Annotated in this window: 15 protein-coding genes; 6 read left to right on the top strand and 9 right to left on the bottom strand. The window is 41.9% G+C overall.

Annotation, left to right across the window (positions count from 1 at the left end; translation table 11 throughout):
* Window positions 1–8 precede the first annotated feature (8 nt).
* From EG339_RS11190 to hxlB, 9 genes are all read right to left on the bottom strand, one after another.
* Entirely contained in the window at window positions 9–902 is an 894-nt protein-coding gene (locus EG339_RS11190; RefSeq protein ID WP_123870229.1) for a bestrophin family protein, read from the bottom strand.
* A 148-nt stretch (window positions 903–1,050) separates the two neighbouring features.
* Window positions 1,051–2,202, bottom strand: coding sequence for an iron-containing alcohol dehydrogenase (locus tag EG339_RS11185; RefSeq protein WP_061084742.1), 1,152 nt, complete (start codon window positions 2,200–2,202; stop codon window positions 1,051–1,053).
* Between the two features lie 291 nt (window positions 2,203–2,493).
* Window positions 2,494–4,140: a glucose-6-phosphate isomerase gene (pgi, locus tag EG339_RS11180; protein ID WP_112376459.1), complete on the bottom strand. Its 1,647-nt coding sequence runs from the start codon at window positions 4,138–4,140 to the stop codon at window positions 2,494–2,496.
* A 63-nt stretch (window positions 4,141–4,203) separates the two neighbouring features.
* Window positions 4,204–5,079: an AraC family transcriptional regulator gene (locus tag EG339_RS11175; RefSeq protein WP_061084744.1), complete on the bottom strand. Its 876-nt coding sequence runs from the start codon at window positions 5,077–5,079 to the stop codon at window positions 4,204–4,206.
* A gap of 14 nt (window positions 5,080–5,093) precedes the next feature.
* The gene (gene pgl, locus EG339_RS11170) at window positions 5,094–5,822 is read right to left on the bottom strand and encodes a 6-phosphogluconolactonase (RefSeq protein ID WP_061084745.1); all 729 of its coding nucleotides are present in this window, start codon (window positions 5,820–5,822) and stop codon (window positions 5,094–5,096) included.
* Window positions 5,823–5,871: 49 nt separating this feature from the next.
* The gene (zwf, locus tag EG339_RS11165; RefSeq protein ID WP_061084746.1) at window positions 5,872–7,335 is read right to left on the bottom strand and encodes a glucose-6-phosphate dehydrogenase; all 1,464 of its coding nucleotides are present in this window, start codon (window positions 7,333–7,335) and stop codon (window positions 5,872–5,874) included.
* Window positions 7,336–7,346: 11 nt separating this feature from the next.
* The gene (gene gndA / locus EG339_RS11160; protein ID WP_061084747.1) at window positions 7,347–8,744 is read right to left on the bottom strand and encodes an NADP-dependent phosphogluconate dehydrogenase; all 1,398 of its coding nucleotides are present in this window, start codon (window positions 8,742–8,744) and stop codon (window positions 7,347–7,349) included.
* A gap of 131 nt (window positions 8,745–8,875) precedes the next feature.
* On the bottom strand, window positions 8,876–9,505 hold the full coding sequence (hxlA, locus tag EG339_RS11155) for a 3-hexulose-6-phosphate synthase (protein WP_061084748.1): 630 nt from the start codon (window positions 9,503–9,505) through the stop codon (window positions 8,876–8,878).
* A 38-nt stretch (window positions 9,506–9,543) separates the two neighbouring features.
* Entirely contained in the window at window positions 9,544–10,107 is a 564-nt protein-coding gene (hxlB, locus tag EG339_RS11150) for a 6-phospho-3-hexuloisomerase (RefSeq protein WP_112376614.1), read from the bottom strand.
* A 390-nt stretch (window positions 10,108–10,497) separates the two neighbouring features.
* Here hxlB and uvrB point away from each other — a divergent pair, with 390 nt between their 5' ends.
* The 6 genes from uvrB (at window position 10,498) to EG339_RS11120 (ending at window position 21,661) form a co-directional block, all read left to right on the top strand.
* Window positions 10,498–12,474: an excinuclease ABC subunit UvrB gene (uvrB, locus tag EG339_RS11145; RefSeq protein ID WP_112376456.1), complete on the top strand. Its 1,977-nt coding sequence runs from the start codon at window positions 10,498–10,500 to the stop codon at window positions 12,472–12,474.
* Window positions 12,475–12,660: 186 nt separating this feature from the next.
* On the top strand, window positions 12,661–14,241 hold the full coding sequence (locus EG339_RS11140; RefSeq protein WP_112376455.1) for a Na+/H+ antiporter: 1,581 nt from the start codon (window positions 12,661–12,663) through the stop codon (window positions 14,239–14,241).
* Window positions 14,242–14,579: 338 nt separating this feature from the next.
* Window positions 14,580–15,191: an RNA polymerase sigma factor gene (locus tag EG339_RS11135; RefSeq protein ID WP_112376454.1), complete on the top strand. Its 612-nt coding sequence runs from the start codon at window positions 14,580–14,582 to the stop codon at window positions 15,189–15,191.
* Window positions 15,192–15,309: 118 nt separating this feature from the next.
* Window positions 15,310–16,467, top strand: coding sequence for a FecR family protein (locus tag EG339_RS11130; protein ID WP_123870228.1), 1,158 nt, complete (start codon window positions 15,310–15,312; stop codon window positions 16,465–16,467).
* Between the two features lie 197 nt (window positions 16,468–16,664).
* The gene (locus tag EG339_RS11125) at window positions 16,665–19,922 is read left to right on the top strand and encodes a SusC/RagA family TonB-linked outer membrane protein (protein WP_164466432.1); all 3,258 of its coding nucleotides are present in this window, start codon (window positions 16,665–16,667) and stop codon (window positions 19,920–19,922) included.
* A 17-nt stretch (window positions 19,923–19,939) separates the two neighbouring features.
* On the top strand, window positions 19,940–21,661 hold the full coding sequence (locus EG339_RS11120; RefSeq protein ID WP_164466431.1) for a RagB/SusD family nutrient uptake outer membrane protein: 1,722 nt from the start codon (window positions 19,940–19,942) through the stop codon (window positions 21,659–21,661).
* Window positions 21,662–21,666 lie beyond the last annotated feature (5 nt).

Below are 21,666 nucleotides of genomic sequence, written 5' to 3'. Positions count from 1 at the left end.
CTTTAAGGTTACATAAGATAAAATCCCTGCGGCTCAATCGGATCTGGGATTTCCTTCTCATTTAATAGTTGACGGATATTGATCTCTATCGTTCGTGAAAGTGCGGTCATAGGCGTATCCGTAGGGCTGTTGCTGAAAGGATCCTGAAGCCTATGCGCTAGCATTTCCAAGAAAAAAAACATCATCGAAACCGAAATAAGAATGACAACCTGCAGCACAATGTTTAAGTGGAACGAGGATGACAGACTCAGAAAAACGGCAAACAAATAGATGGCGGCATGCAATATCTGTCCAAATGTGGGTGGAAAAACGGTATTTTTAATCCGCTCTGCCCTCCCCATCGATGCTACCAGATCATTTAATGTTTTTTCTATCTGAAGCAGAGCAAATTCATTCAGCAGCTTTTCATCATAAAGTTTTTTCAAGCATCCATTCTGTAATTGACTGATCGCAAGGGGAACATTTGAATGTTCTTGGAGCTTTTTAATTTCCTCTTCGCTGAGCAAATCTTCCAGAACAGGCCAAATATCCTGCCGCCTCAATGATCTTTCTAAGGCTCTGCACCAGCCAATCTGATAATGGGAAATTTTAGCCACATCTACGTTTTCAGTTTTCACATAAAGCTGGAGCTGCAGGATCAGAGAACGGCTGTCATTTACGATTGCTCCCCAGATGGTACGGGCTTCCCACCACCGGTTATAGGACTGGTTGATTTTATACGATAACAGAATCGAGATCGCAATACCCAATGTTGTCGCTATCTGAATGGAAATATCCGGCGCATAATCTGGTAAATAATATGGTAATAGACCAAAAGTAACCCCCAGAAGGGCAACTGTAAACAATTGTACCTTAATTTCATTTAATAGAAATTTAAATGGAACTCTGCGGTTTATAATCATGGGATTTTCTATTTAACATTATTATTACTATACAATTCAAAATAAGAATTTCCGATTCCAATTTAATAAATATAACTCCAAAATATCAAATGGAGGAAAGTGATCCACCCTAAATTAAAGGGTAAACCACTTTCTTTATCAATCTTGTTTAATTCTGATAGATATCACCTTCAAAAGAAGCATTGTAAAGATCTTTTAAGTCCTGTAAAGTCGGTTTACGCGGATTGAAACCTGTACATGGATCTTCTAAAGCATTTTTGCTGATGAAATCCAGATTTTTCTCCCAGTCTTCACGGGAAATACCGAATGCTTTAAGTGAACCTATGTTATTGACAGACGCTCTAAGTTTCTCAATTTCCTGAGCCAGCTCCTCTGCTGATGTCCTGCCAACAATTTTGGCCAGATCAGGGTATCTGCTTGTTGCTGTCTGATTGTAACGGATCACATTTGGAAGGAATATCGCGTTGGCTGCACCATGGGGAATACCATAAAGGGCGCCAACTTGATGCGATAATGAGTGTACAATACCCAACCACGCATTATTAAAAGCTAAACCTCCCATAAATGAAGCATCGTGCATGTTTTGACGGGCCTTGATATTGCCCGGATTATTCACCGCTTCTTCCAGATTCTGAAAAACAATTTCCAGACCTCCTTTTGCCAGTACATCTGCATAGTTATCTTCAATATTCGACACATAGGCTTCCACACAATGTGTCAAAGCATCCAGACCCGTATTTGATGTGATGTGAGCCGGCATTGAAGCACATATTTCTCCATCTACAATTGCAATATCCGGAGTTAACTCATAAGAAACGATCGGATACTTCACCCCTTTTTCTCTATCAGTGATAACCGCCAGACCTGTTGTTTCTGTTCCTGTACCACTTGTAGAAGGAATCGCTACAAATTTAGCCTTCTGGCGTAATGTCGGAACAGTGAAAGGCTTTGTCATTGCCTCAAAATCGGCATCGGGATATTCATAGAAGACCCACATCATTTTTGCCGCATCGATTGCAGAACAGCCCCCAAGACCAACAATCCAGTCCGGTTCAAAATCACGCATCACTGCAGCTCCCTTAAGACTTGTTTCCGAAGACGGATCTTCTTCAACACCGTCAAAAACAGCAGTTTCAAGTCCTGCTTCGTTTAAATAGGAAAGTGCTCTATCTAAGGTCCCACTTCTTTTCATTGATTGTCCACCAGTTACAATGATCGCTTTCTTTCCTGAAAGGTTCTTTAATTCTGATAAACTTCCAGCTCCGTGAAATACTTCGCTGGCAACAAATAACTTACTCATATTTTTATTTTAAATTTCTTATACAAAATTACTGCAATGGCAGACGCTGATGTTATACATTGAATATTATATGATATACATTTGCTCCCTTATAAATAAACAACTGAAATTAAAACAAAAAGGCAGACATAAACCATTATACTATTGAAAATCAAACACTTCACACTGAACACAACATTCATTGTTATACATTTAATCACTGACATACAGCATATATGGTACTGTATTAAGTATAAAAAGCAGAAGTAATAAACTTCTGCTTTTTATACTCGGAGTAAAACCTATCCTGAATCAGCGCCAGGACTTATATTGATTGATCAACCCATTGGTAGATGAGTCGTGGCCCTGAACCTGGTGATCCTCCTGAAGTTCAGGTAAGATAGCATTAGCTAATTGTTTACCAAGTTCAACGCCCCATTGATCAAAGCTGAAAATGTTCCAGATGACCCCTTGCACAAAAATTTTATGTTCATAAAGAGCGATCAGTTTACCCAATGATTTTGGCGTTATCTTTTTCAGCAAAAATGAATTTGTCGGACGGTTTCCCTGAAATACCTTGTATTTACGCTGCTGCTCGATTTCGTCAGTTGATTTTCCAGATCCCTGCAGTTCGGTTATCACTTCCTCCGCCGATTTTCCGTTCATCAGTGCTTCGGTCTGCGCAAAAAAATTGGACAATAGTATTTTATGATGTTCTCCCAGCGGATTTAAACTCTGAGCAGGCGCGATGAAATCCGCAGGTATCAGCTTCGTCCCCTGATGAAGTAACTGATAAAACGCATGCTGTCCATTGGTGCCAGGTTCGCCCCAGACTATAGGTCCTGTCTGATAATCAACCATATGACCGTTACGGTCGATATATTTACCATTGCTTTCCATATCCCCCTGTTGAAAATAGGCAGCAAAACGGTGCAGGTATTGATCATACGAAAAAATACCCAAGGTCTCAGCACCATAAAAATTGATATACCAGATCCCCAAAAGAGCCATGATCACGGGAATATTCTTTTCAAAGGGAATATGCTGAAAATGCTCGTCGGCCTCATGGGCACCCTCCAATAACGCCTGGAAATTAGCATATCCTATTCCAAGACTGATGGACAGTCCTATTGAGGACCATAATGAATATCTTCCCCCTACCCAGTCCCAGAACACAAACATATTACGCGTATTGATTCCGAACTTTTCCACCTCAGCTTCATTCGTGCTCAGCGCAACAAAATGTTTTTCGATATCTTTTATTTCAGCCCCCGCCTCAAGCAGCCAAGAACGCGCACTATGGGCATTGGCCATGGTTTCCTGGGTGGTAAATGTTTTGGAAGCAATAAGAAAAAGTGTGGTTTCAGGATTCACTTGCTTGAAGACCTCAGAAATGTGCGTACCATCGACATTCGATACAAAATGCAGATTCAGAGGCGTTTTATATGCTTTTAAAGCCTCCGTTACCATGACGGGGCCGAGATCTGACCCACCGATCCCAATATTGACAACATCAGTTATCGCCTTTCCCGTATATCCAGTCCAGCTTCCCGAAAGTACATCCTGTGTGAAATTTTTCATCTGGTCCAATACTTCATGAACCTGGGGTATGATATTCACTCCATCAACAGTAACTACCGCATTTTTTGGCTGGCGCAGTGCTGTATGCAGAACAGGCCTGCCCTCCGTTGCATTGATCTTGTCTCCAGCGAACATTTTATCAATCGCCTGGTCTAGTTTCACCTCTTTTGCCAGCTCCAGCAAAAGATTCAGCGTCTCTTCTGTAATTCTGTTTTTTGAATAATCAAACAGTATATCGCCCCATTGCACTGAAAACGTGGAGAACCGATGGGGATCTTCTATAAATAAATTGCGGATCTGCACATCTTTTATCATCTGGAAATGTGCTGTAAGCTTCTGAAAAGCCGCTGTATTTTTTAAATTAACCGTTGGTAACATATGTTTAAGATTTATGTTACAAACCTAGTTCAATTCTCCGGCGGTCACGCAACCAACTTATACCTATGTCTTATACATTTGCGCCAATTGCTGCTGCAGGTCCGTGGGTGTTTCATCAAGCTTAGCCTTAACAAACTTGTTAAGTGCAGCAGGTGAGTTGAAGCCAAGTTCGAAAGCAATTTCCTTATGGGAATAGCTGGAGAGCAGCAACAGCTGCTTGATCTCATTCATGATCCTTGCGTGGATGGTTTCGATCGAGGTCAGCCCCGCGGTTTTCTTGGTGATCTCATTTAATTTTTTTGGTGAAATAAGCAATTTTTCCGCATACCAGCTTACTGTACGTTCTGTCTTGTAATGCCGCTCCAGTAATTCTAAAAATTTCCCATAGAGTTTTGTATTTTCATTGGTCAGTTTATTCTTGTCCCACTTCGTGTGGACAAACTCGACTAGTTTAAGTAACGTTATCTTGATGTAAAACCGTGCCTGTTCTTTCTTTACCGATGTCAGGTCATGGTATAATTTTTCTATCTGATCCAACAGCAACTCTACTTCCTTGGTCTCCGCTACGGGCAGTTCAATATGATTGAGTTTGACAGAAATGTTGTGATTGTAAATACTCAGCTCATTTTTAAGGATATCCGAACAGAACAGCACTTCATCAAACAGGATCATCTTGCCCTCAAAGTTGCTGCTGATCTGTTCTTTTGATGATAGCTGTCCAGGAAATATAACACAGATGTTATTTTCGGTCACATCGTACCGGCGGTCCTCCACCTGCATTTTCATTTTGCCTTTTTTAACAAATAATAGACAAAAATGGTCTTTTGTATGCGGTTCCCTATATTCCTCCAGTGCATTCCTGTCCAATTCAAAAATATGAAAGGGCGTGATTGCCCTTTCAGAATTATGCTGAATATCTTTCAGATGATGTGTGATCATATTTATTTTTTATATTAAATATTGCCGTGCAAATATTTTGCTGCTTTTTTGTCTACCAAAAATAATAATTCTCCCTGAGATGGCGCAAGCAATTGTGCCGGGTATATTCTGGGGTTATAAGGCCCCTCGATAACCTCTTTGAGAGCTTCTGCCTTCGTTTCTCCAAAAGCGATCACGAGCAGTTTTCGTGCCCTGTTAAGAAAAGGGGCCGTCAGTGTAATCCGGTACATCTGCTGCTGTTCCAGATAATACGCAGTGACCCAATTTTCTGTTTCATCCAGCGCCACGGTTCCCGGAAACAACGAGGCAGTATGCCCATCTTGTCCCATTCCAAGAAGGATGAGATCCATTCTGCCATCACTTCCCAGCATTTCTTTTAATAATACATTATATACAGCAGCGAAATCCTCTGCTGTTATACCGTCCCGGTACATGGGAAAGACATTGACCGGCCGAACAGGCACTCTGTCCAAGAGCTGCTCATAGGACATCCTGGCATTGCTCAGGTCATTGTCAAGTGGCACCCACCTTTCATCTCCCCAGAAGATCAGTACTTTGGTCCAGTCGATCTGGTTTTTATACTGATCTTCCGATAATAACCTATACAGGCCTTCCGGTGAAGATCCGCCCGTCAGTGCAACAGCAAAATATCCTTTCTGCATAATCGCTTCATTTGCAGAACTGATAAAAACCGCTGCGGCTTCTTTGAAAATTTCTTCTGTGGTCGCAAATATATTAAGCATCTTGTTCCTTTTTAAATTTTTCGGCAGAAGTAGATAACCAGTGATGCCCCTATCTCTTCAATAAATCATCCGCAGCTGCAGGCCCCGCACTTCCAGCAGCATACGTGTCCATCTTTGGCGAATTTCCGCTTTCCCAGGCGGTCTGAATATTGGAGATAACATCCCAGGCCTCCTCCACCTGATCCGAACGCATAAAAAGAGTAGAATCCCCGTCAAGAGCATCCAAGAGTAAAGTTTCATAAGCTTCTGGAGTTTCCGATGAACATTCAAAATAGTCGAATACCATTTCAGCCGGTTTCAGCTTCATGTCCAGACCTGGTTTTTTGGTCATGAACGACAGCCTGACGTCCATTTCTGGTTGGATATTGATCACCAGCTTATTGGGGAACAGCATATTCAGATCATCTCGAAATGTCGTGCACGGGACGTCTTTGAAACTGATCACGATGGAAGATTTTTTTTCCTGCATGCGCTTGCCCGTCCGCATATAGAACGGTACCCCGCGCCAGCGCTCATTGTCAATGTAAAACTTCATCGCAACATATGTTTCGGTATTTGAGTTTGGATTCACTCCGGGTTCTTCCAAATAGCCAGCTTTCTTTTTACCGTCAATCTCTCCCTCGGTATACTGTGCTCTTACCGTATAATGTCCGATATCCTCAAGATTGATCCTTCTGACACTTTTGAGCACGTCTACTTTACGGTCCCTGATCTCTGACGATTCAAATGCAGCCGGAGCTTCCATGGCAATCATGCAGAGAATCTGCATCAAATGGTTCTGGATCATATCACGGAGAGCCCCTGACCCATCATAGTATCCGCCCCGGTCTTCAACGCCGACAGTCTCCGCAACGGTAATCTGTACAGAATCGATATAATTATTATTCCACAATGGCTCAAAAATGGTATTTCCAAAACGGAAAGCCAGGATATTCTGTACATTCTCTTTTCCAAGGTAATGATCGATCCGGTAGATCTGCTCTTCCTTAAAAGTCTGCGAAAGGAGCTTATTGAGCGCTACGGCCGAAGCCTTATCATACCCAAAAGGTTTTTCAATGATCATCCTGTCCTGATCAACATTCTCGGTCAGACCTGCATTTTTTAAGCTATTCGATACCGTTTCAATAAAACTGGGTGCCACTGAAAGGTAAAACAGACGGTTGGATCTGATCCCCAAGTTTACATCAATGGTATCAAGTTCATTTTTCAACCGGATAAAAGATTCCTCCTGTGTTATATCAAATCTGATAAATTTAATTTTCTCACTGAAATTATTCCATTGTTCCTGGGAGAATTTTTGGATTCTTGAAAATGTCCTGATATTTTCAAGGATATAATTCCTGAATTCTTCCTGTGTCTGTTCCGTTCTTCCCAGTGAAAGAATTTCAAATTCCTCGGGCAACCAACCCTCCAGGAACAGATTGAAAAATGCAGGAAATAATTTTCTTTTCGCCAAATCTCCTGTTGCCCCAAAAACTACGATCGAGGTTGGCTTTTTATCATTATTTTTCATTTTATTTAATTTTAAGATTCCCAACGGGTATGGAATACGCCTTCCTTATCAGTTCTTTCATAAGTATGCGCGCCAAAAAAATCCCGCTGTGCCTGAATAAGGTTCGTAGGCAAATTTTCTGCACGGTAAGAATCGAAATATGACAGTGCATTCATCCATGCCGAAACAGGTGTACCATTCTGAATGGCATCCCGAATGATAGACCGGATACCCGCCTGTGATGCATTTAACTTAGCAGCAATCTCCCTATCAAGCAGAATATTTGCAAGATCCGGCTGTAAAGCGAACGCCTTTCGGAAGTCTTCCAGAAGTGTCGCACGGATGATACAGCCCCCACGCCAGATTTTACACACGGTCTCCAGATTCAGTCCATAACCATAGGTATCAGATGCTATCCTAAGCTGGGCAAGCCCCTGTGCGTATGTGCTAATAATGGCGAAATAAAGACCGGCCTTCAGATGTTCCAGATCAACAGGATCAACTTTTGACGTATTTTGCCAGGTCAGCAGCTTCGATGCCTGAATCCTTTCCAATTTATATTTGGACATGTCCCGCATATTCACAGCAGCGTCGATCACAGGTACGGGCACCTGAAGATCCATTGCATTTTGAGATGTCCATTTACCTGTCCCTTTGGATTTAGCCCAGTCTGAAATCAGATCCACCAGGAAAGTATTCTCTTCTTTTCGCTTTAGAATAGCTCCGGTAATTTCAATGAGAAAGGAATTCAGTTCTTCCCTGTTCCACTGTTCAAATGATTCCTGTATCACTTCATGCTCCAGATGATAGACATTCTTCATTATATCATAGGTCTCTGCAATAAGCTGCATAATTCCATATTCTATACCGTTATGAACCATCTTCACATAGTTGCCCGCTGAGCCGTTACCCAAAAATTCAACGCATGGTGCATCATCAACTTTTGCAGCAATTGCTTCAAAAATGGGGCGTAATCGCTCATAAGCTACCTTATCACCTCCGGGCATCATACTCGGCCCCCTTCTGGCCCCGCTCTCACCACCTGAGATTCCCATACCAAAAAAGTGGATTCCCTTTGACGAAAGTTCCTGATACCTCCTGTCGGTATCAGAAAAATAGGTATTGCCCCCATCGATTATTATATCGCCCTCATCCAGCAAGGGAAGTAAAGTTCCTATTGCCCCGTCAACAGCAGAACCCGCAGGAACAAGGAGCATTATTGCTCTCGGACTTTCCAGAGATTTAACAAAGGATTCCGGATCAACGGTTGCAAAAATCTGATGGTCTTTCTGTGCTTCATTCTGCAATGAACCTGCCTTCTCCTGATCCATATCCAGCCCAGCCACAGCAAATCCATGATCCGCCATATTGAGCAATAAATTTCGGCCCATCACACCCAGGCCTACTATACCAAAATTATATGTCTTCATTTTCTAAATCTTTAAATATTCTATTTATATCATTCTTCACTACAGTTAAAAATTGAGCAGATTAGATTCGCAGAATAAAGTCTTCCCTGTTAGTACAGAGAAGACTTCGAAGGATAATCCGACTTTCTGATTTATGCTGTGATGGCTTCTTTCAGGGCTTTAGCTGCTGCAGCTGGATCCTGGGCACCATAGATGGCTCCTCCGGCAACAGCTACTGCTGCACCAGCAGCCACGACATCTTTAATCGTGTCAAGATTTACACCACCGGCAATCGAAAAAGGAACCTGTGCCTCGCGGCCCTCACCGATAAGTTTTTGCACGTTATAACCCGGCTGCGCTTGTTCATCAAGGCCAGCATGCAATTCAACAAATGCCACACCAAAGGCTGTAACTTCTTTGGCACGTTGTACACGGTCTTTTACACCGATCGTATCAACTACTACTTTTTTACCGGCTTTTTTTGCTGCTTCTACCGCACCTTTGATCGTGGAATCATCAACAGCACCCATTACGGTTACCAGATCCGCACCTGCATTGAATGCCATTTCTGCTTCTAATGCACCTGTATCAGCTGTTTTCAGATCCGCAAAGACCAATTTATCGGGATGCGCGGATTTCATTGCGGTGATCACTTTTAGACCTTCAGCTTTGATTAAAGGTGTTCCCAGCTCGATGATATCCACATAAGGTGATACTTTTGCAGCCAAATCAAGGGCTGCTTCTGTAGTCAATAAGTCAATCGCTACTTGTAACTTAGTCATAATATAAAATTTTAATATTTATTTAATTGTATTTCTCGTTATTCAAGATTGGCATGTTTCGGCCAGAGTTCCTCTTTTGTCAGGCCTGAATCTCTCCACAGTGTCATAAATACAGCATCAAGGACCAAAAGGACAGACTGTTCAAAGAGACTTCCGGCATACTGACGGGACGCTGATTCTCCAAAGTCCGTCTTCACCGCCGCGTTAACAAGCACCACATGGTCTGAAAGGCTAGCAATTTTGCTATTCGAATCCGCTGTAATGCCAATAACAGTTGCATGTTGTTTTTTTGCCTTTTCAGCGGCGATTACAAGTGTCGGCGTGCTTCCAGAACCGGAGCCTACCAGCAGAAGATCGTCCTTTAAGATGGCGGGCGTAGTTGTTTCACCCACAACATATACATTTAAGCCTAGATGCATAAATCTCATGGCAGCCATCTTCAGTGCTAAACCGGTACGTCCGGCACCTGCAAAAAATATACGGTCCGCTTTCTTTAAATTGTCCTCCAGTGTCTGTAGCGATACCGGATTCAGTACTGATGAAATCGCTTTAATTTCATCCAGGATTATATTTAAATTGTTTATTGAACTATTCTCTTCCATTTTCTGTAGTAAGGATATTTTATCACCAGATCCTCTGATTTGATAATACAAAGTTATGCTGCCTGAGACGCCTGATATTATACATATAACATTATATAATATACATTTGCGACCTTCCTGACCACTGTAAAAGAGCGGGTTATATTTTAATAATACTGTATTGTATAGGGAGTGGTGTCGCTGAACCCAGAAAAAAGGTAACTGTGCCTGATCAATAACAGTCCAACGCACATTATGGCCTTACCAAACTATTTTACACCTGCTGGTCAAACATTAAATTCCGGAGGTTTAGTTTGCGGATAAATGAAACATTGATTTTCCCGGAACACCGGCAAACCGTGAATCAGTTTTTTAATTATATTTGTGTTACAACCAACTAACAGGAAACTTATGTCAAAAGGCCTTTTTATATTGCACTCAAAGTATATTCCAGCAGGAGACCAGCCGGATGCTATCGCAAGACTTGTTTCGGGAATTGAATCTGGAGCGACCCACCAGACACTCAAAGGTATCACAGGTTCAGGAAAGACCTTTACAATGGCCAACATTATCCATCAGCTAAAGCGTCCGACCTTGATTCTTGCACCTAACAAGACCTTGACTGCTCAGCTATATGATGAAATGAAGCAATTTTTCCCAGAGAATGCTGTTGAGTTTTTTGTCTCATATTACGATTATTTTCAGCCTGAGATGTATCTGCCCGGCAGTGACCGTTTCGTTGAAAAAGACTCTTCCATCAACGAGCATTTGGAAAGACTCCGCCTTTCCACCACAAAATCCCTTATTGAACGCAGGGATACTATTGTGGTCGCATCGGTTTCGTCCATTTATGGGCTTGGAGCACCCAGCGATTATAGCGCATTACAGGTTCGCCTGTCGCTGGGAATGACAGTTCAGATAGACCAGCTGGAGCAGGGCCTGGCACATTTACAGTACAGCCGTACGGAACGTGCCCTGAAACGTGGTAACTACCGGATCGAAGGAGATATCATAAAAATTTTTCCCGCTGATTCAGAATACAGGGCCATACAAATCGTTCTTAGTTACGGGATAATCACTTCACTAAAGTTTATTGATGCCGCTTCAGGCAAAGAGCTTGAAGATATAACAGCGTATTCAGTGTCGCCCAAAACTCTATTTGCACCTTCAAAAATACAGGCAACAGCAGCAGCGGACCAGATTATGACCGAACTTGATGAGCGTGTTGCACAGCTCAACAACGAAAATAGACTGGAAGAAGCTGACCGTCTTTACCAGCGTATTACCGATGATGTGGAAATGCTCCGTACTGCCGGATACTGTTCTGGTATGGAGAACTACGCAAGCTTTTTTAGTGGCCGTGATCCCAAACTGCCACCCGTTACCCTTCTGGATTATTTACCGAAGGATGGCCTTCTGTTTATAGATGAATCACACGTCATGATTCCGCAGATTTCGGCAATGTACAAGGGCGATCAGGCACGTAAAGATACCCTGATAGATTATGGTTTTAGACTTCCTTCATCAAAAAACAACCATCCCCTTAGTTTTGAAGAATTTGAGAAGATCAAACCGCAGACTATATTTGTTTCGGCCACCCCCGGTAATTATGAGCTGAAAGTTTCAGAGGACCGCGTTGTTGAACAGGTTGTCAGACCCACTGGACTTCTCGATCCCATTGTGGAGGTACGGCCATCAGCAAATGATATTGACGATCTGCTGGGCGAAATAAAAAAATGTGTGGATTCGGGCAACCGTGTTTTGATCACCACGCTGACAAAAGCCGCCGCCGAAGAACTCAGTGGCTATATCCAGAGCGAAGGTTTCCGCGTGAGATATCTACACTCGGATTTTAAGACCTTAGAAAGAACTGAAATTCTCAATGATCTCAGAGCCGGAGAATTCGACATCCTGATAGGTATCAGTCTGTTGCGGGAGGGACTCGACATTCCGGAGGCTTCACTGATTGCAATACTTGATGCTGACAGGGCTGGATTTCTGCGGTCAGCAAGTGCACTTATACAGATGATTGGCCGTGTAGCACGTAATGTCAACGGAAAAGCTATTATGTATGCCGACAAGATCACCCCGGCAATGAAGGCAGCTATTGACGAAACCGAAAGTCGCCGTAAACGCCAGATTGCTTTCAACGAAGAAAATCATGTTTCTCCCGTTTCCTCCAGCCGTAGACCAAATGCGGAGGAACCCCGCGAAGGAAAAAACTTCACCCACACAGAAGCTTTTTGTAAGAATCTTGAGGAGCTCTGCGAAAGGATAACTGAACTGGAACGTCAGCTTGTTGCTGCATCAGACGATCATGATGAAAAACTGACAGATGAAATCCGCCTTCAATTAGACGGTCTCTATAGACAGTTCATCTATATCTAAGTATTCGCATCCGATAGTTTTTAACGATACTGAGGGGCTTAGATCCCGCTAAATATATCATACAAAGATGCAATAACGCTGCACTATATAGAATTGCACATTATTTTAATGTGCAATTCTATATAGTGTCGAATTAGTTGTAGGATACTTCTACACGATCAAGTTTAGGAATATTATTTTTGCAAAATGGAAGAAAAATTTATTTTTTATCTGATCCTTGCAGTATTGATTACTCTTTTGATTATTCTGGCAAGAAAGATCAGGATCGCTTATCCTATTTTACTGGTATTGGCAGGATTAGCTGTTAGCTTCATTCCCAGTGTCCCGGTTATAACAATTGATCCCGAGCTAATTTTCATTATATTCCTACCTCCCCTGCTCTACGAATCAGCATGGAATATTTCATGGAAAGAGCTGTGGAAATGGCGCAGGATTATCAGCAGTTTTGCCTTTTTGGTTGTATTCTTCACTGCCTTCGCAGTTGGAGTTACCGCTTGGTATTTTATTCCCGGTTTTACCCTGGCCCTGGGTTTTTTATTGGGTGGAATTGTATCGCCGCCGGATGCCGTAAGTGCGGGGGCAATTCTTAAAAATGTGAAAATACCCAAAAGTTCCGCCGCTATCCTGGAGGGCGAAAGCCTACTGAATGATGCTTCGTCATTGATCATATTTCATTTTGCCATAGCCGCAGTAATGACCGGACATTTTGTTTGGTATGAAGCTTTGGGAAGCTTTTTCTGGATGGTGATCGGTGGCGTGGGAATTGGTATTCTGACAGGAAAAATCTTTATGGAAGTACATAAAAAACTGGATACAGATGTTAATATAGATACCATTTTAACGCTCATTGCTCCCTACATTATGTACCTTGCGGCTGAAGAAACTCACGCTTCCGGTGTATTGTCTGTTGTATCGGGAGGACTGTTTCTGTCCTATAACCAGCATAAGTTTTTGAGCAGTTCTTCCAGATTACGGACAATAAGTGTCTGGAACTGCCTGGGCTTTATACTAAACGGTACAGTCTTCATGATGATCGGTCTTGACCTTCCCCAGATTATTGCAGAGCTTGAAAATGTAAGCATTTCAAAAGCTATCGGATATGGTGTCTTGATTACCGGCGTTGTAATACTTATCCGGTTTATCTCTTCTTATGCCGCCGTAATTGCGACATTCATTGCAAGAAAATTTATGACGGTCGCAGCTGCCCAGAACCACGGATGGCAATTCCCGGTTTTCTTTGGCTGGTCAGGGATGCGCGGAGTGGTTTCTTTAGCTGCAGCACTTTCTATTCCGGTTTATATGGATAACGGTCAGCTTTTCCCGGAAAGAAGCCTCATTTTATTTGTCACTTTTGTAGTCATCCTATTAACTCTTGTTGTTCAGGGATTAACTCTCCCCCTTCTCATTAAAAAACTGAACTTACCTTCCGAAGAAAACGAAATGTCCGAAGAACAGATCAGCGCCAGTCTTTTTAAGGAAATGACAGTGGAAACTGTCCATTACCTCCAGGACAAATACGGTGATAAAATCCAGGATTATCCCCATGTCATGAACATGGTAGCAAAGTGGGAGAAAAAATATAATGATGTCGAAAATGTATGCCGAACTGCTCCGTCCAAAAATCTCTATATAGATCTTTTGGAATTTCAAAGACGATGGCTGCTGAAAAAAAATGCAGAATACAAAGATCTGGATGAGGATATAATAAAAAAACATCTGATGCGTCTTGATCTTGAAGAAGAAAGACTACAATATTCATCTTTCTAGGATTGTAGTATAGTATTTCTTATTTATTGATCTTCTTAATTACAGGAATCAGTGTCGCACTGATTCCTGATAAGTTGCCGTCCACGGTTTTAACATCTTCAACTTACTGGGAAACTAGTTTGTCAGTACCTGTGACCATCTTTGTTTATTAAGAGAACTATCTTCATTATCCAACATACCAACTACTAAATTCAAAAAGTTTTCAACAGGATAAAGCATTATCGGAAAATATTGTACAAAAGAGAACGGTAAACATTAACACGCAGAAAAGAAAAATCAGGCAATAGCAGTTTTCCGTTATTTATTTTTTAACTTCGTTCTTGAAAAACTGACCAAATATGAAAACTATCCCACCTATAGATGAAAAGGGATTACTTTTGAGGCTTCATAAAGGAGATAGATACGCTTTTGAGCAATTATATAATGCGTATAAAAAAAACATCCTTGGTCATTTACTTTTTCTATTTAAATCCGAAGAACTAGCGCAGGATATCGCTCAGGAAACATTTATGGCTGTTTGGGAAAGTTGCCGGCAGATCGATCCTGATAAAAACTTTAAATCCTACCTTTATACGATTGCTACCAATAAAGCATATGATCTATTTCGGAAGGCCAATTCTGATAAATCTCTTTACGATACGTTGGCTGTGGTTACCGAACAAAGCGACAATCACGTCTATGATAACATTATCAAAAAGGAACGTTCTGAACAGCTACACCAGATATTATCCAAAATGCCCGCACAACAGCGACTTGTATTCCGAATGGCAAAGTTAGAAGGATATAGTTATGAGGAAATCGCGAAACAAGTCGGTATCACCCGCCATACTGTCAACACCCATATAAAACGTGCAAACGCTTTTCTGAAAGAACAAGTTATCAAGAATCCTGAATTATTTCTACTTCTCATGGTATTGAGCTGTACTACCCAAGCAAACAAGCTGCATTAGATATAAAAAAATATTCAGCTGTATATCAGTATTTTAAATATTTTATCAATATAATTTTATATTGTTGTACCTCATTTTTCTTTTTGATCCGTATAACTCTATAAAAGCAGGAGGATTCTTGAAACCTAAAGATATAACTATATTATTTGAGAAATATTTGGCCGGATCTGTGACGCCGGAGGAGTTAGCAAAACTGTTGAGTTACTTTGAATTGGACGAACATAGTGATAAGCTTAAGGAATGTATCCTTTCCCAGCTTGAAAAACCTATTCCAGATATTATTTCACAGGATAAAATTGATCGATTGGCTCAACAGCTGGACAGTACTATCCTATTATCTCAGCCTATTAGGAAAGGTCCCGCCCGCATGCATAGATTAATCCGATGGTTACCTGCCGCTATGTTAATTGCGGTTGGAGCAATCTCTTATCTGTTGTGGACAAAAAAGGATGGAACATCTCAGCACAATATTGTCAGAACAGAGATACTTTCTGGCACAAATCGAGCTACTCTTACACTAGATGGAGGTAAACCTATACATCTAAGCGAATCGGAGGCAGTCCTTACAAATGGGAAAGGTTTTATCGGTTACGGCGATGGTAGATCACTTATTGCTTCTGATACGGTTAAATGGGTGACCGTAACCACACCAAGGGCCGGACAATATCAGCTGGTATTAGAAGATGGCACCCGCATCTGGCTTAATGCAGATTCAAGAGTAAGGTATCCTGCTCGATTTACCGGTAATGAGCGGCGTATATCAGTCAGTGGTGAAGTATATCTGGAAGTTGCCAAAAGCCAGGTTCGCCATTCTTTTATTGTTGAAACCAGCAGGCAGATTATCCAGGTATTGGGTACCAAGTTTAATGTGAAAGCATATCCCGAAAGTGAAATCCAATCAACTACGCTATTGGAAGGTGCTGTAAAAGTGAAAAGCAAGAAATATAGCAAAATACAGATTTTAAAGCCCGGTCAACAGTTAAAAACATCCATTGATGGACTAACATCGCTACAGCAAGTGGATGCCGAAGATTATGCTGGGTGGACAAATGGGCAAATTATGCTGAATAGCCTGACGCTGAGCGAAGTGACCCGAGAATTGGAACGCTGGTATGATGTGCAATTTGAGGCAATACCAGATGGTATTGCGCAGAAAAAAGTATTTGGATCACTCAAACGTAACCTACCTCTAAAAGATGTGTTAAAAGCCTTGGAAGTAAACTATAATATAGCATTTGCAGTAAATGAAAGGAGGGTATATATAAAAAGAAAATAAGATTAAATAGAGGAACGGCCCTCTGTCAGAAACAGAGCTGTGGTGCTCGAACACCACAACTCCGCAGTAGGCCAAAATGTAATAAAATGAACTGATTTATGACAAGTAACCTTAACAAATGTATGGATAAATTTATTCATGCCAAAGGATGGTATTCCAATTTACTGTCCCGAGGTGTTTTCTTTAAAATCCTGAGTATGAAACTAACGATACTTCTATCTTTGTTTTTTTGCTTACAGGTGACCGGAAAAACGGCAGCCCAAATTATTAACCTAAACGTGAAATCAGCTTCAATGAAGTCAGTTTTGCGTAATATCCAAAAACAGACAGATTATTCGTTTGTGGTTCAGGAAGAACTTTTGGAAAAAGCCAATCCCATCACCATTAAGATTGAAGGGAAGCTTCTAGGAGAAGCTTTATCTCTTCTTTTTGCCAGTCAGCCACTTGACTATGATATCTCGAATAAAGTTATCACCCTGACAGAAAAGAATAGTGTCGTAACGGATAAAAACCTAAACCTGTCGAATAAGATATTGCAACAGGAGATCTTTCGGGGACGTGTGACCGATGAGAAAGGACAACCTCTGCCCGGAGCTACGGTCAAGGTTAAAGGCAGTAAAATTATGGCTGTAACTGATCAGGGTGGCTGGTTCGAACTCACAGTATCTCAAGGCAACGCTATAGTGGAAATCGTCTATGTCGGTTACCAGACACAGGAGTTACGCATCCGCGAATTGAAAGGCCCTGTCGTTCTTCGACCGAAAGAATCTATGCTCGACGAAGTGGTTACTGTAGCATATGGTACACAAAAGAAAAGTTCGGTTACCGGATCCATAACAACGCTAAAGGCGAAGGAACTAACCACAGTAACTTCTCCTAATGTCAATGGCATGCTACAGGGTAAAGTCGCGGGGGTACAGGTATTAAATACGTCCGGTAGACCGGGCGATCCTGCTGTAATCCGTATCCGTGGAAAAAGTTCGCTAGGCGGAGATAATACCATCGAACCACTATGGGTAATAGATGGGGTAGTTTCGGGAACAGGAGCACAATTAAATCCCAATGAAATCGAGAGTATCTCCATCTTGAAAGATGCTTCGGCTACGGCATTATATGGATCGCGTGCCACAAATGGTGTCGTGCTTGTAACGACCAAAAGTGGTCGTACGGGAGAAAATACCATTGCTGCAAGCTCCAAATTTGGTATAGCCACACAAAATCTCGGAAATTTCCACTTAATGGATGGTCCTGAACTGTATGCATATTCAATCGCAATGAAGAACGCTCTAAAGGATTATCCCTGGTTAAGCGACAAGGACGCATTGCTTTCCCATAATACGAACTGGTTTAATTTTGCCACACAAACCGGTACGACACAAAACCATACAGTTTCACATACTTTAGGAACAGAAAAAGTACGCAATTTCTTGTCTTTCGATTACTATAAAGAATCGGGAACGGTAAGAGACTATACATTCGACCGTATAAGCTTTAGGGATAATATAGATTATTCATTCAACGACAAGCTGAAAGTTTATCTTAAAGTTGCCGGAAACTATAGGACTACGGACGACAGGCAGCAGAGTATCTATAGCGCAATGACTTATTTACCTTGGGATTATCCATTTAATCCCGATGGATCTGTACGTACCGGGAAAGAGACCGGAATGGGAACAGCATTGGACTGGCATGGCCGGGATATGGACAATTATCTTTATAACAACCAGTTTAATTATGAAAAAAATAAACAGATCGGTATCAACGGCAATTTTGGATTTGATTACCGGCTAACGGATTGGCTGACCTTCGAGTCGAATAACAGTATTGGGTTTCGCTTTTCCCGCGGTATGGTTTATACCGATCCGCGTGCGATCGGTTCGGAAGCAACCGGTGGAGCTATCGAAAATAAGGAAGATCTGGCGACAACACGATATACAAATCAACTGTTGCGTTTTTCTCGTGTTTTTGAAACAGTACACAGCATAAACGCTTTCCTGGGCTACGAATACAGTGATTATTTGTATGAAAATACAAATGCAATCGGACAGTCTATACCAATAAATAGTGAAGTCCTTGACGTGGCGGCAAAAGCTTATAGCGTGAAAGGCACCAAATATGAAAATGCAACCCGATCAATGTATTTTAATACAAATTATGTCTATGATAATAAGTATAGCGCACAATTTTCTTTTCGCCGCGATGGTTCTTCAAAATTTGGGCCCCAAAATAGATACGGCAATTTTTGGACCGTCGGAGCTGCCTGGTCAATGGAAAAAGAAGATTTTATAAAATCCCTGTCTTTTGTAGATCTTCTTAAATTAAGATTCAGCTATGGTTCCATCGGTAACTCATCCAGCTTAGGAAACTATTCTTACCTGAGTGTCTATGCGCTCAACCGCAACTATGTAGGTATTCCAGCGGCATTCCCAAATGTACTTGGAAACTCTGGCCTCGCATGGGAAAAGGCATACGAAACAAATTTTGCTGTTGATGCGAGTTTATTCAAACGTTTAAATCTTACTGCTGAATATTATGTCAAAAACACTTCGGATCTCCTGTATTCACGCAAGCTAAGTGCGCTGACAGGCTACAATAGCCGTTATGAAAATATCGGGGCATTAAGAAATGACGGGATCGAAGTAAGTCTTTCAGGCGATATTATTTTGACAGATCGATGGAAATGGTCTCTAGGCACAAATTTTGGCTACAATAAAAATCGAATTACGGAGCTGGCGAATGGGAATGCCGATCAGTTTCCCGATGATACGAGTAACAAAATTTTTCGCGTAGGTGAAGACCGGGATACATATTATCTGCCGGAATGGGCGGGAGTAGATGTTTACACCGGAGCACCGCTTTGGTATGCTTATGATCCGCAAACTGGCGCCCGCTCGGTTGTAACTGATCGTGCAAAGGCGACCCGGGTACTGGCAGGATCATCTACACCTAAATTTACAGGTGGCATAAATTCAAGCTTATCCTATAAGCACCTTACACTATCCGCAATAGGTGTTTTCGCTTCAGGAAACAAGATTTATCATGCCGCTCGTCAATTTTATGACAATGATGGTGCTTATCCCACATACAATGCCATGAGTCTTTCTTCCAATAAAGATTGGGTGAGATGGCAGCAACCCGGAGATATCGCTACGCATCCCCAGGCTGTGTCAGGGGGAAACAGTAGTTCCAATGAATTGTCTACCCGCTATCTTGAAGATGGCAGCTATTTCCGATTATCAAATGTCACTTTAGCTTACGATGTATCTTCAGCATTATTGCAGAAAATCCGTTTGAAAAATGCACGATTTTATGTGACTGGAGAAAATCTGTGGACATTGACCAAATTCTCGGGAGCAGATGTAGAAGCCGGCATAGGCAAAAGCAATGGAACCTATGCGACTGATATCTACCCAACAGTACGTCGATTTTCGTTGGGCGTCAACTTTAGTTTTTAATTATGAAATATATCCAGATGAGACTTAACATAAAAAATATAAAAGTAGGATTCGCGGGATTACTTGCTGTCGTTTTATTGGATGGATGCAAAAAACTCGACAGGTTTCCTTATGATTCGATCTCCGATGATAATATCTCGGTCGGCAGTGCAGAATCGATTACACGCGGTACCTATGCGAAGATGAAAGAAGAGTACTATTACAAGACGATCCATCAGATAGGTGAATATGGCGGCGACAATGTATCGCTTTCTGGGACCACTTCCGATGAGCTGTTCAATTTTTATCGTTACACACGCAGTGCAAATAGTTATTACACGGCACGCGTGTGGCTTTTTACTTACCAGATGATAGGTAGCATAAATTCATTGTTACCGGTATTGGAAAACTATGCGGCTCCTGAGGCAGAGAAGGAATCTATCAATCATCTGATCGGCGAAAATCTGTTGCTCCGTGCGTCGGCATATTTCAATTGTAACAATATCTTCGGCCGTCAATATCTGGATGCCGGAGGTGCCAATAACAACCTAGGTATTCCTATCAAAACAACCAATGATATCGATTATTTCCCGCCAAGGAGTACCGTAGCGCAGGTCTATGACCAAATTTTGAGCGATGCAACGCGGGCAGCGTCCTATATGAAAAGATCAGGTTCGACACTCCCCAAAAATAACAACTACGCTTCTCAGGAGGTTGCCTGGGCTTTCTTGTCACGGATCTATTTGTATATGGGCGATTGGGAAAAGGCCGGGCTGTATGCAGATTCTGTAATTAATTCAGGCAGGTATTCATTATTACAGGGAGAGGCATACCAAAAATATGCACAACATGTCCCAGAGGCAAATTCGGAAACTATCTGGTGTATTCGGATGGTGAAAGATGCTGATTTCAAAGATTATTTTATGGATGAATATTCAGTGGGTGCTATGTATTCGACAATCGATCAAGTGGGCTGGGGTGAAATGTACCCTTCCGAATCGTATCTTAATTTATTGCGCCGAAATCCAAATGATCTTCGCTTTAGTTTTATCAGTAATCAGCCCCAAAGCGGCCAGGACCTGTGGATGATCTATGTTGTCGGTAATGAGACAGCCAAGACATATAATTACGTATGGAAGAAGGTTCAGAGATCGGGCAATGATTATACCATTGTACAGGATGCTAACCAGTATAGTAGCCCTACCGTACAGAAAGAAACCACCGCAGAAGGAAATACACAGTATTATGTCATGTCTGGCGGTACACGCTATAATGTATGGATAGAACCAGCGCTGATCGATAGAAATGGTTATCCTAAAAGATATATTATGAAATGCTCATACCAGGAGCAGCAATCCCAGCTATATTCCCCGGTATTGTTCCGTCTGGCAGAGATGTACCTGACACGTGCCGAGGCAAAGTGGCATCGCAACGATTTTTCAGGAGCCGTGGCTGATCTGAATGTGATTCGTACGCGGGCAAATGTGCCGCTGAAAACTGTCGCGCAAGCAGGTACTAATGCGGAGATACTACAGTGGATACTGAACGAGCGCCGGCTGGAACTTGCATGGGAAGCGCAGCGAAAATATGATATATTGCGAAATCAGCAAGTCATCGATAGACGCTATCCAGGATCACACCTGACAGGCACAAACTATCCACTTGAGATTCTGCCAACAGATCCGCGCGTTGTGGAATATATACCGCAAAGTGAGATTGACGCGTATCCGATTCCGCTGACACAAAATCCTGTCAATTAAGACAT

Source organism: Chryseobacterium bernardetii (genome assembly GCF_003815975.1).
Taxonomy (GTDB): Bacteria; Bacteroidota; Bacteroidia; order Flavobacteriales; family Weeksellaceae; genus Chryseobacterium; species Chryseobacterium bernardetii.
The sequence above is the reverse complement of the archived record's forward strand: the minus strand, read 5'-3'. Positions and strand labels throughout refer to the sequence as shown.

Bases quoted from the DNA above. Each gene is read 5' to 3' on its own strand.
- pgl (WP_061084745.1), bottom strand. From the start codon at position 5,822: ATGCTTAATATATTTGCGACCACAGAAGAAATTTTCAAAGAAGCCGCA.
- EG339_RS11185 (WP_061084742.1), bottom strand. From the start codon at position 2,202: ATGAGTAAGTTATTTGTTGCCAGCGAAGTATTTCACGGAGCTGGAAGT.
- uvrB (WP_112376456.1), top strand. From the start codon at position 10,498: ATGTCAAAAGGCCTTTTTATATTGCACTCAAAGTATATTCCAGCAGGA.
- gndA (WP_061084747.1), bottom strand. From the start codon at position 8,744: ATGAAGACATATAATTTTGGTATAGTAGGCCTGGGTGTGATGGGCCGA.
- hxlB (WP_112376614.1), bottom strand. From the start codon at position 10,107: ATGGAAGAGAATAGTTCAATAAACAATTTAAATATAATCCTGGATGAA.
- EG339_RS11120 (WP_164466431.1), top strand. From the start codon at position 19,940: ATGAGACTTAACATAAAAAATATAAAAGTAGGATTCGCGGGATTACTT.
- pgi (WP_112376459.1), bottom strand. From the start codon at position 4,140: ATGTTACCAACGGTTAATTTAAAAAATACAGCGGCTTTTCAGAAGCTT.
- EG339_RS11190 (WP_123870229.1), bottom strand. From the start codon at position 902: ATGATTATAAACCGCAGAGTTCCATTTAAATTTCTATTAAATGAAATT.
- EG339_RS11135 (WP_112376454.1), top strand. From the start codon at position 14,580: ATGAAAACTATCCCACCTATAGATGAAAAGGGATTACTTTTGAGGCTT.
- hxlA (WP_061084748.1), bottom strand. From the start codon at position 9,505: ATGACTAAGTTACAAGTAGCGATTGACTTATTGACTACAGAAGCAGCC.
- EG339_RS11175 (WP_061084744.1), bottom strand. From the start codon at position 5,079: ATGATCACACATCATCTGAAAGATATTCAGCATAATTCTGAAAGGGCA.
- zwf (WP_061084746.1), bottom strand. From the start codon at position 7,335: ATGAAAAATAATGATAAAAAGCCAACCTCGATCGTAGTTTTTGGGGCA.
- EG339_RS11140 (WP_112376455.1), top strand. From the start codon at position 12,661: ATGGAAGAAAAATTTATTTTTTATCTGATCCTTGCAGTATTGATTACT.
- EG339_RS11125 (WP_164466432.1), top strand. From the start codon at position 16,665: ATGAAACTAACGATACTTCTATCTTTGTTTTTTTGCTTACAGGTGACC.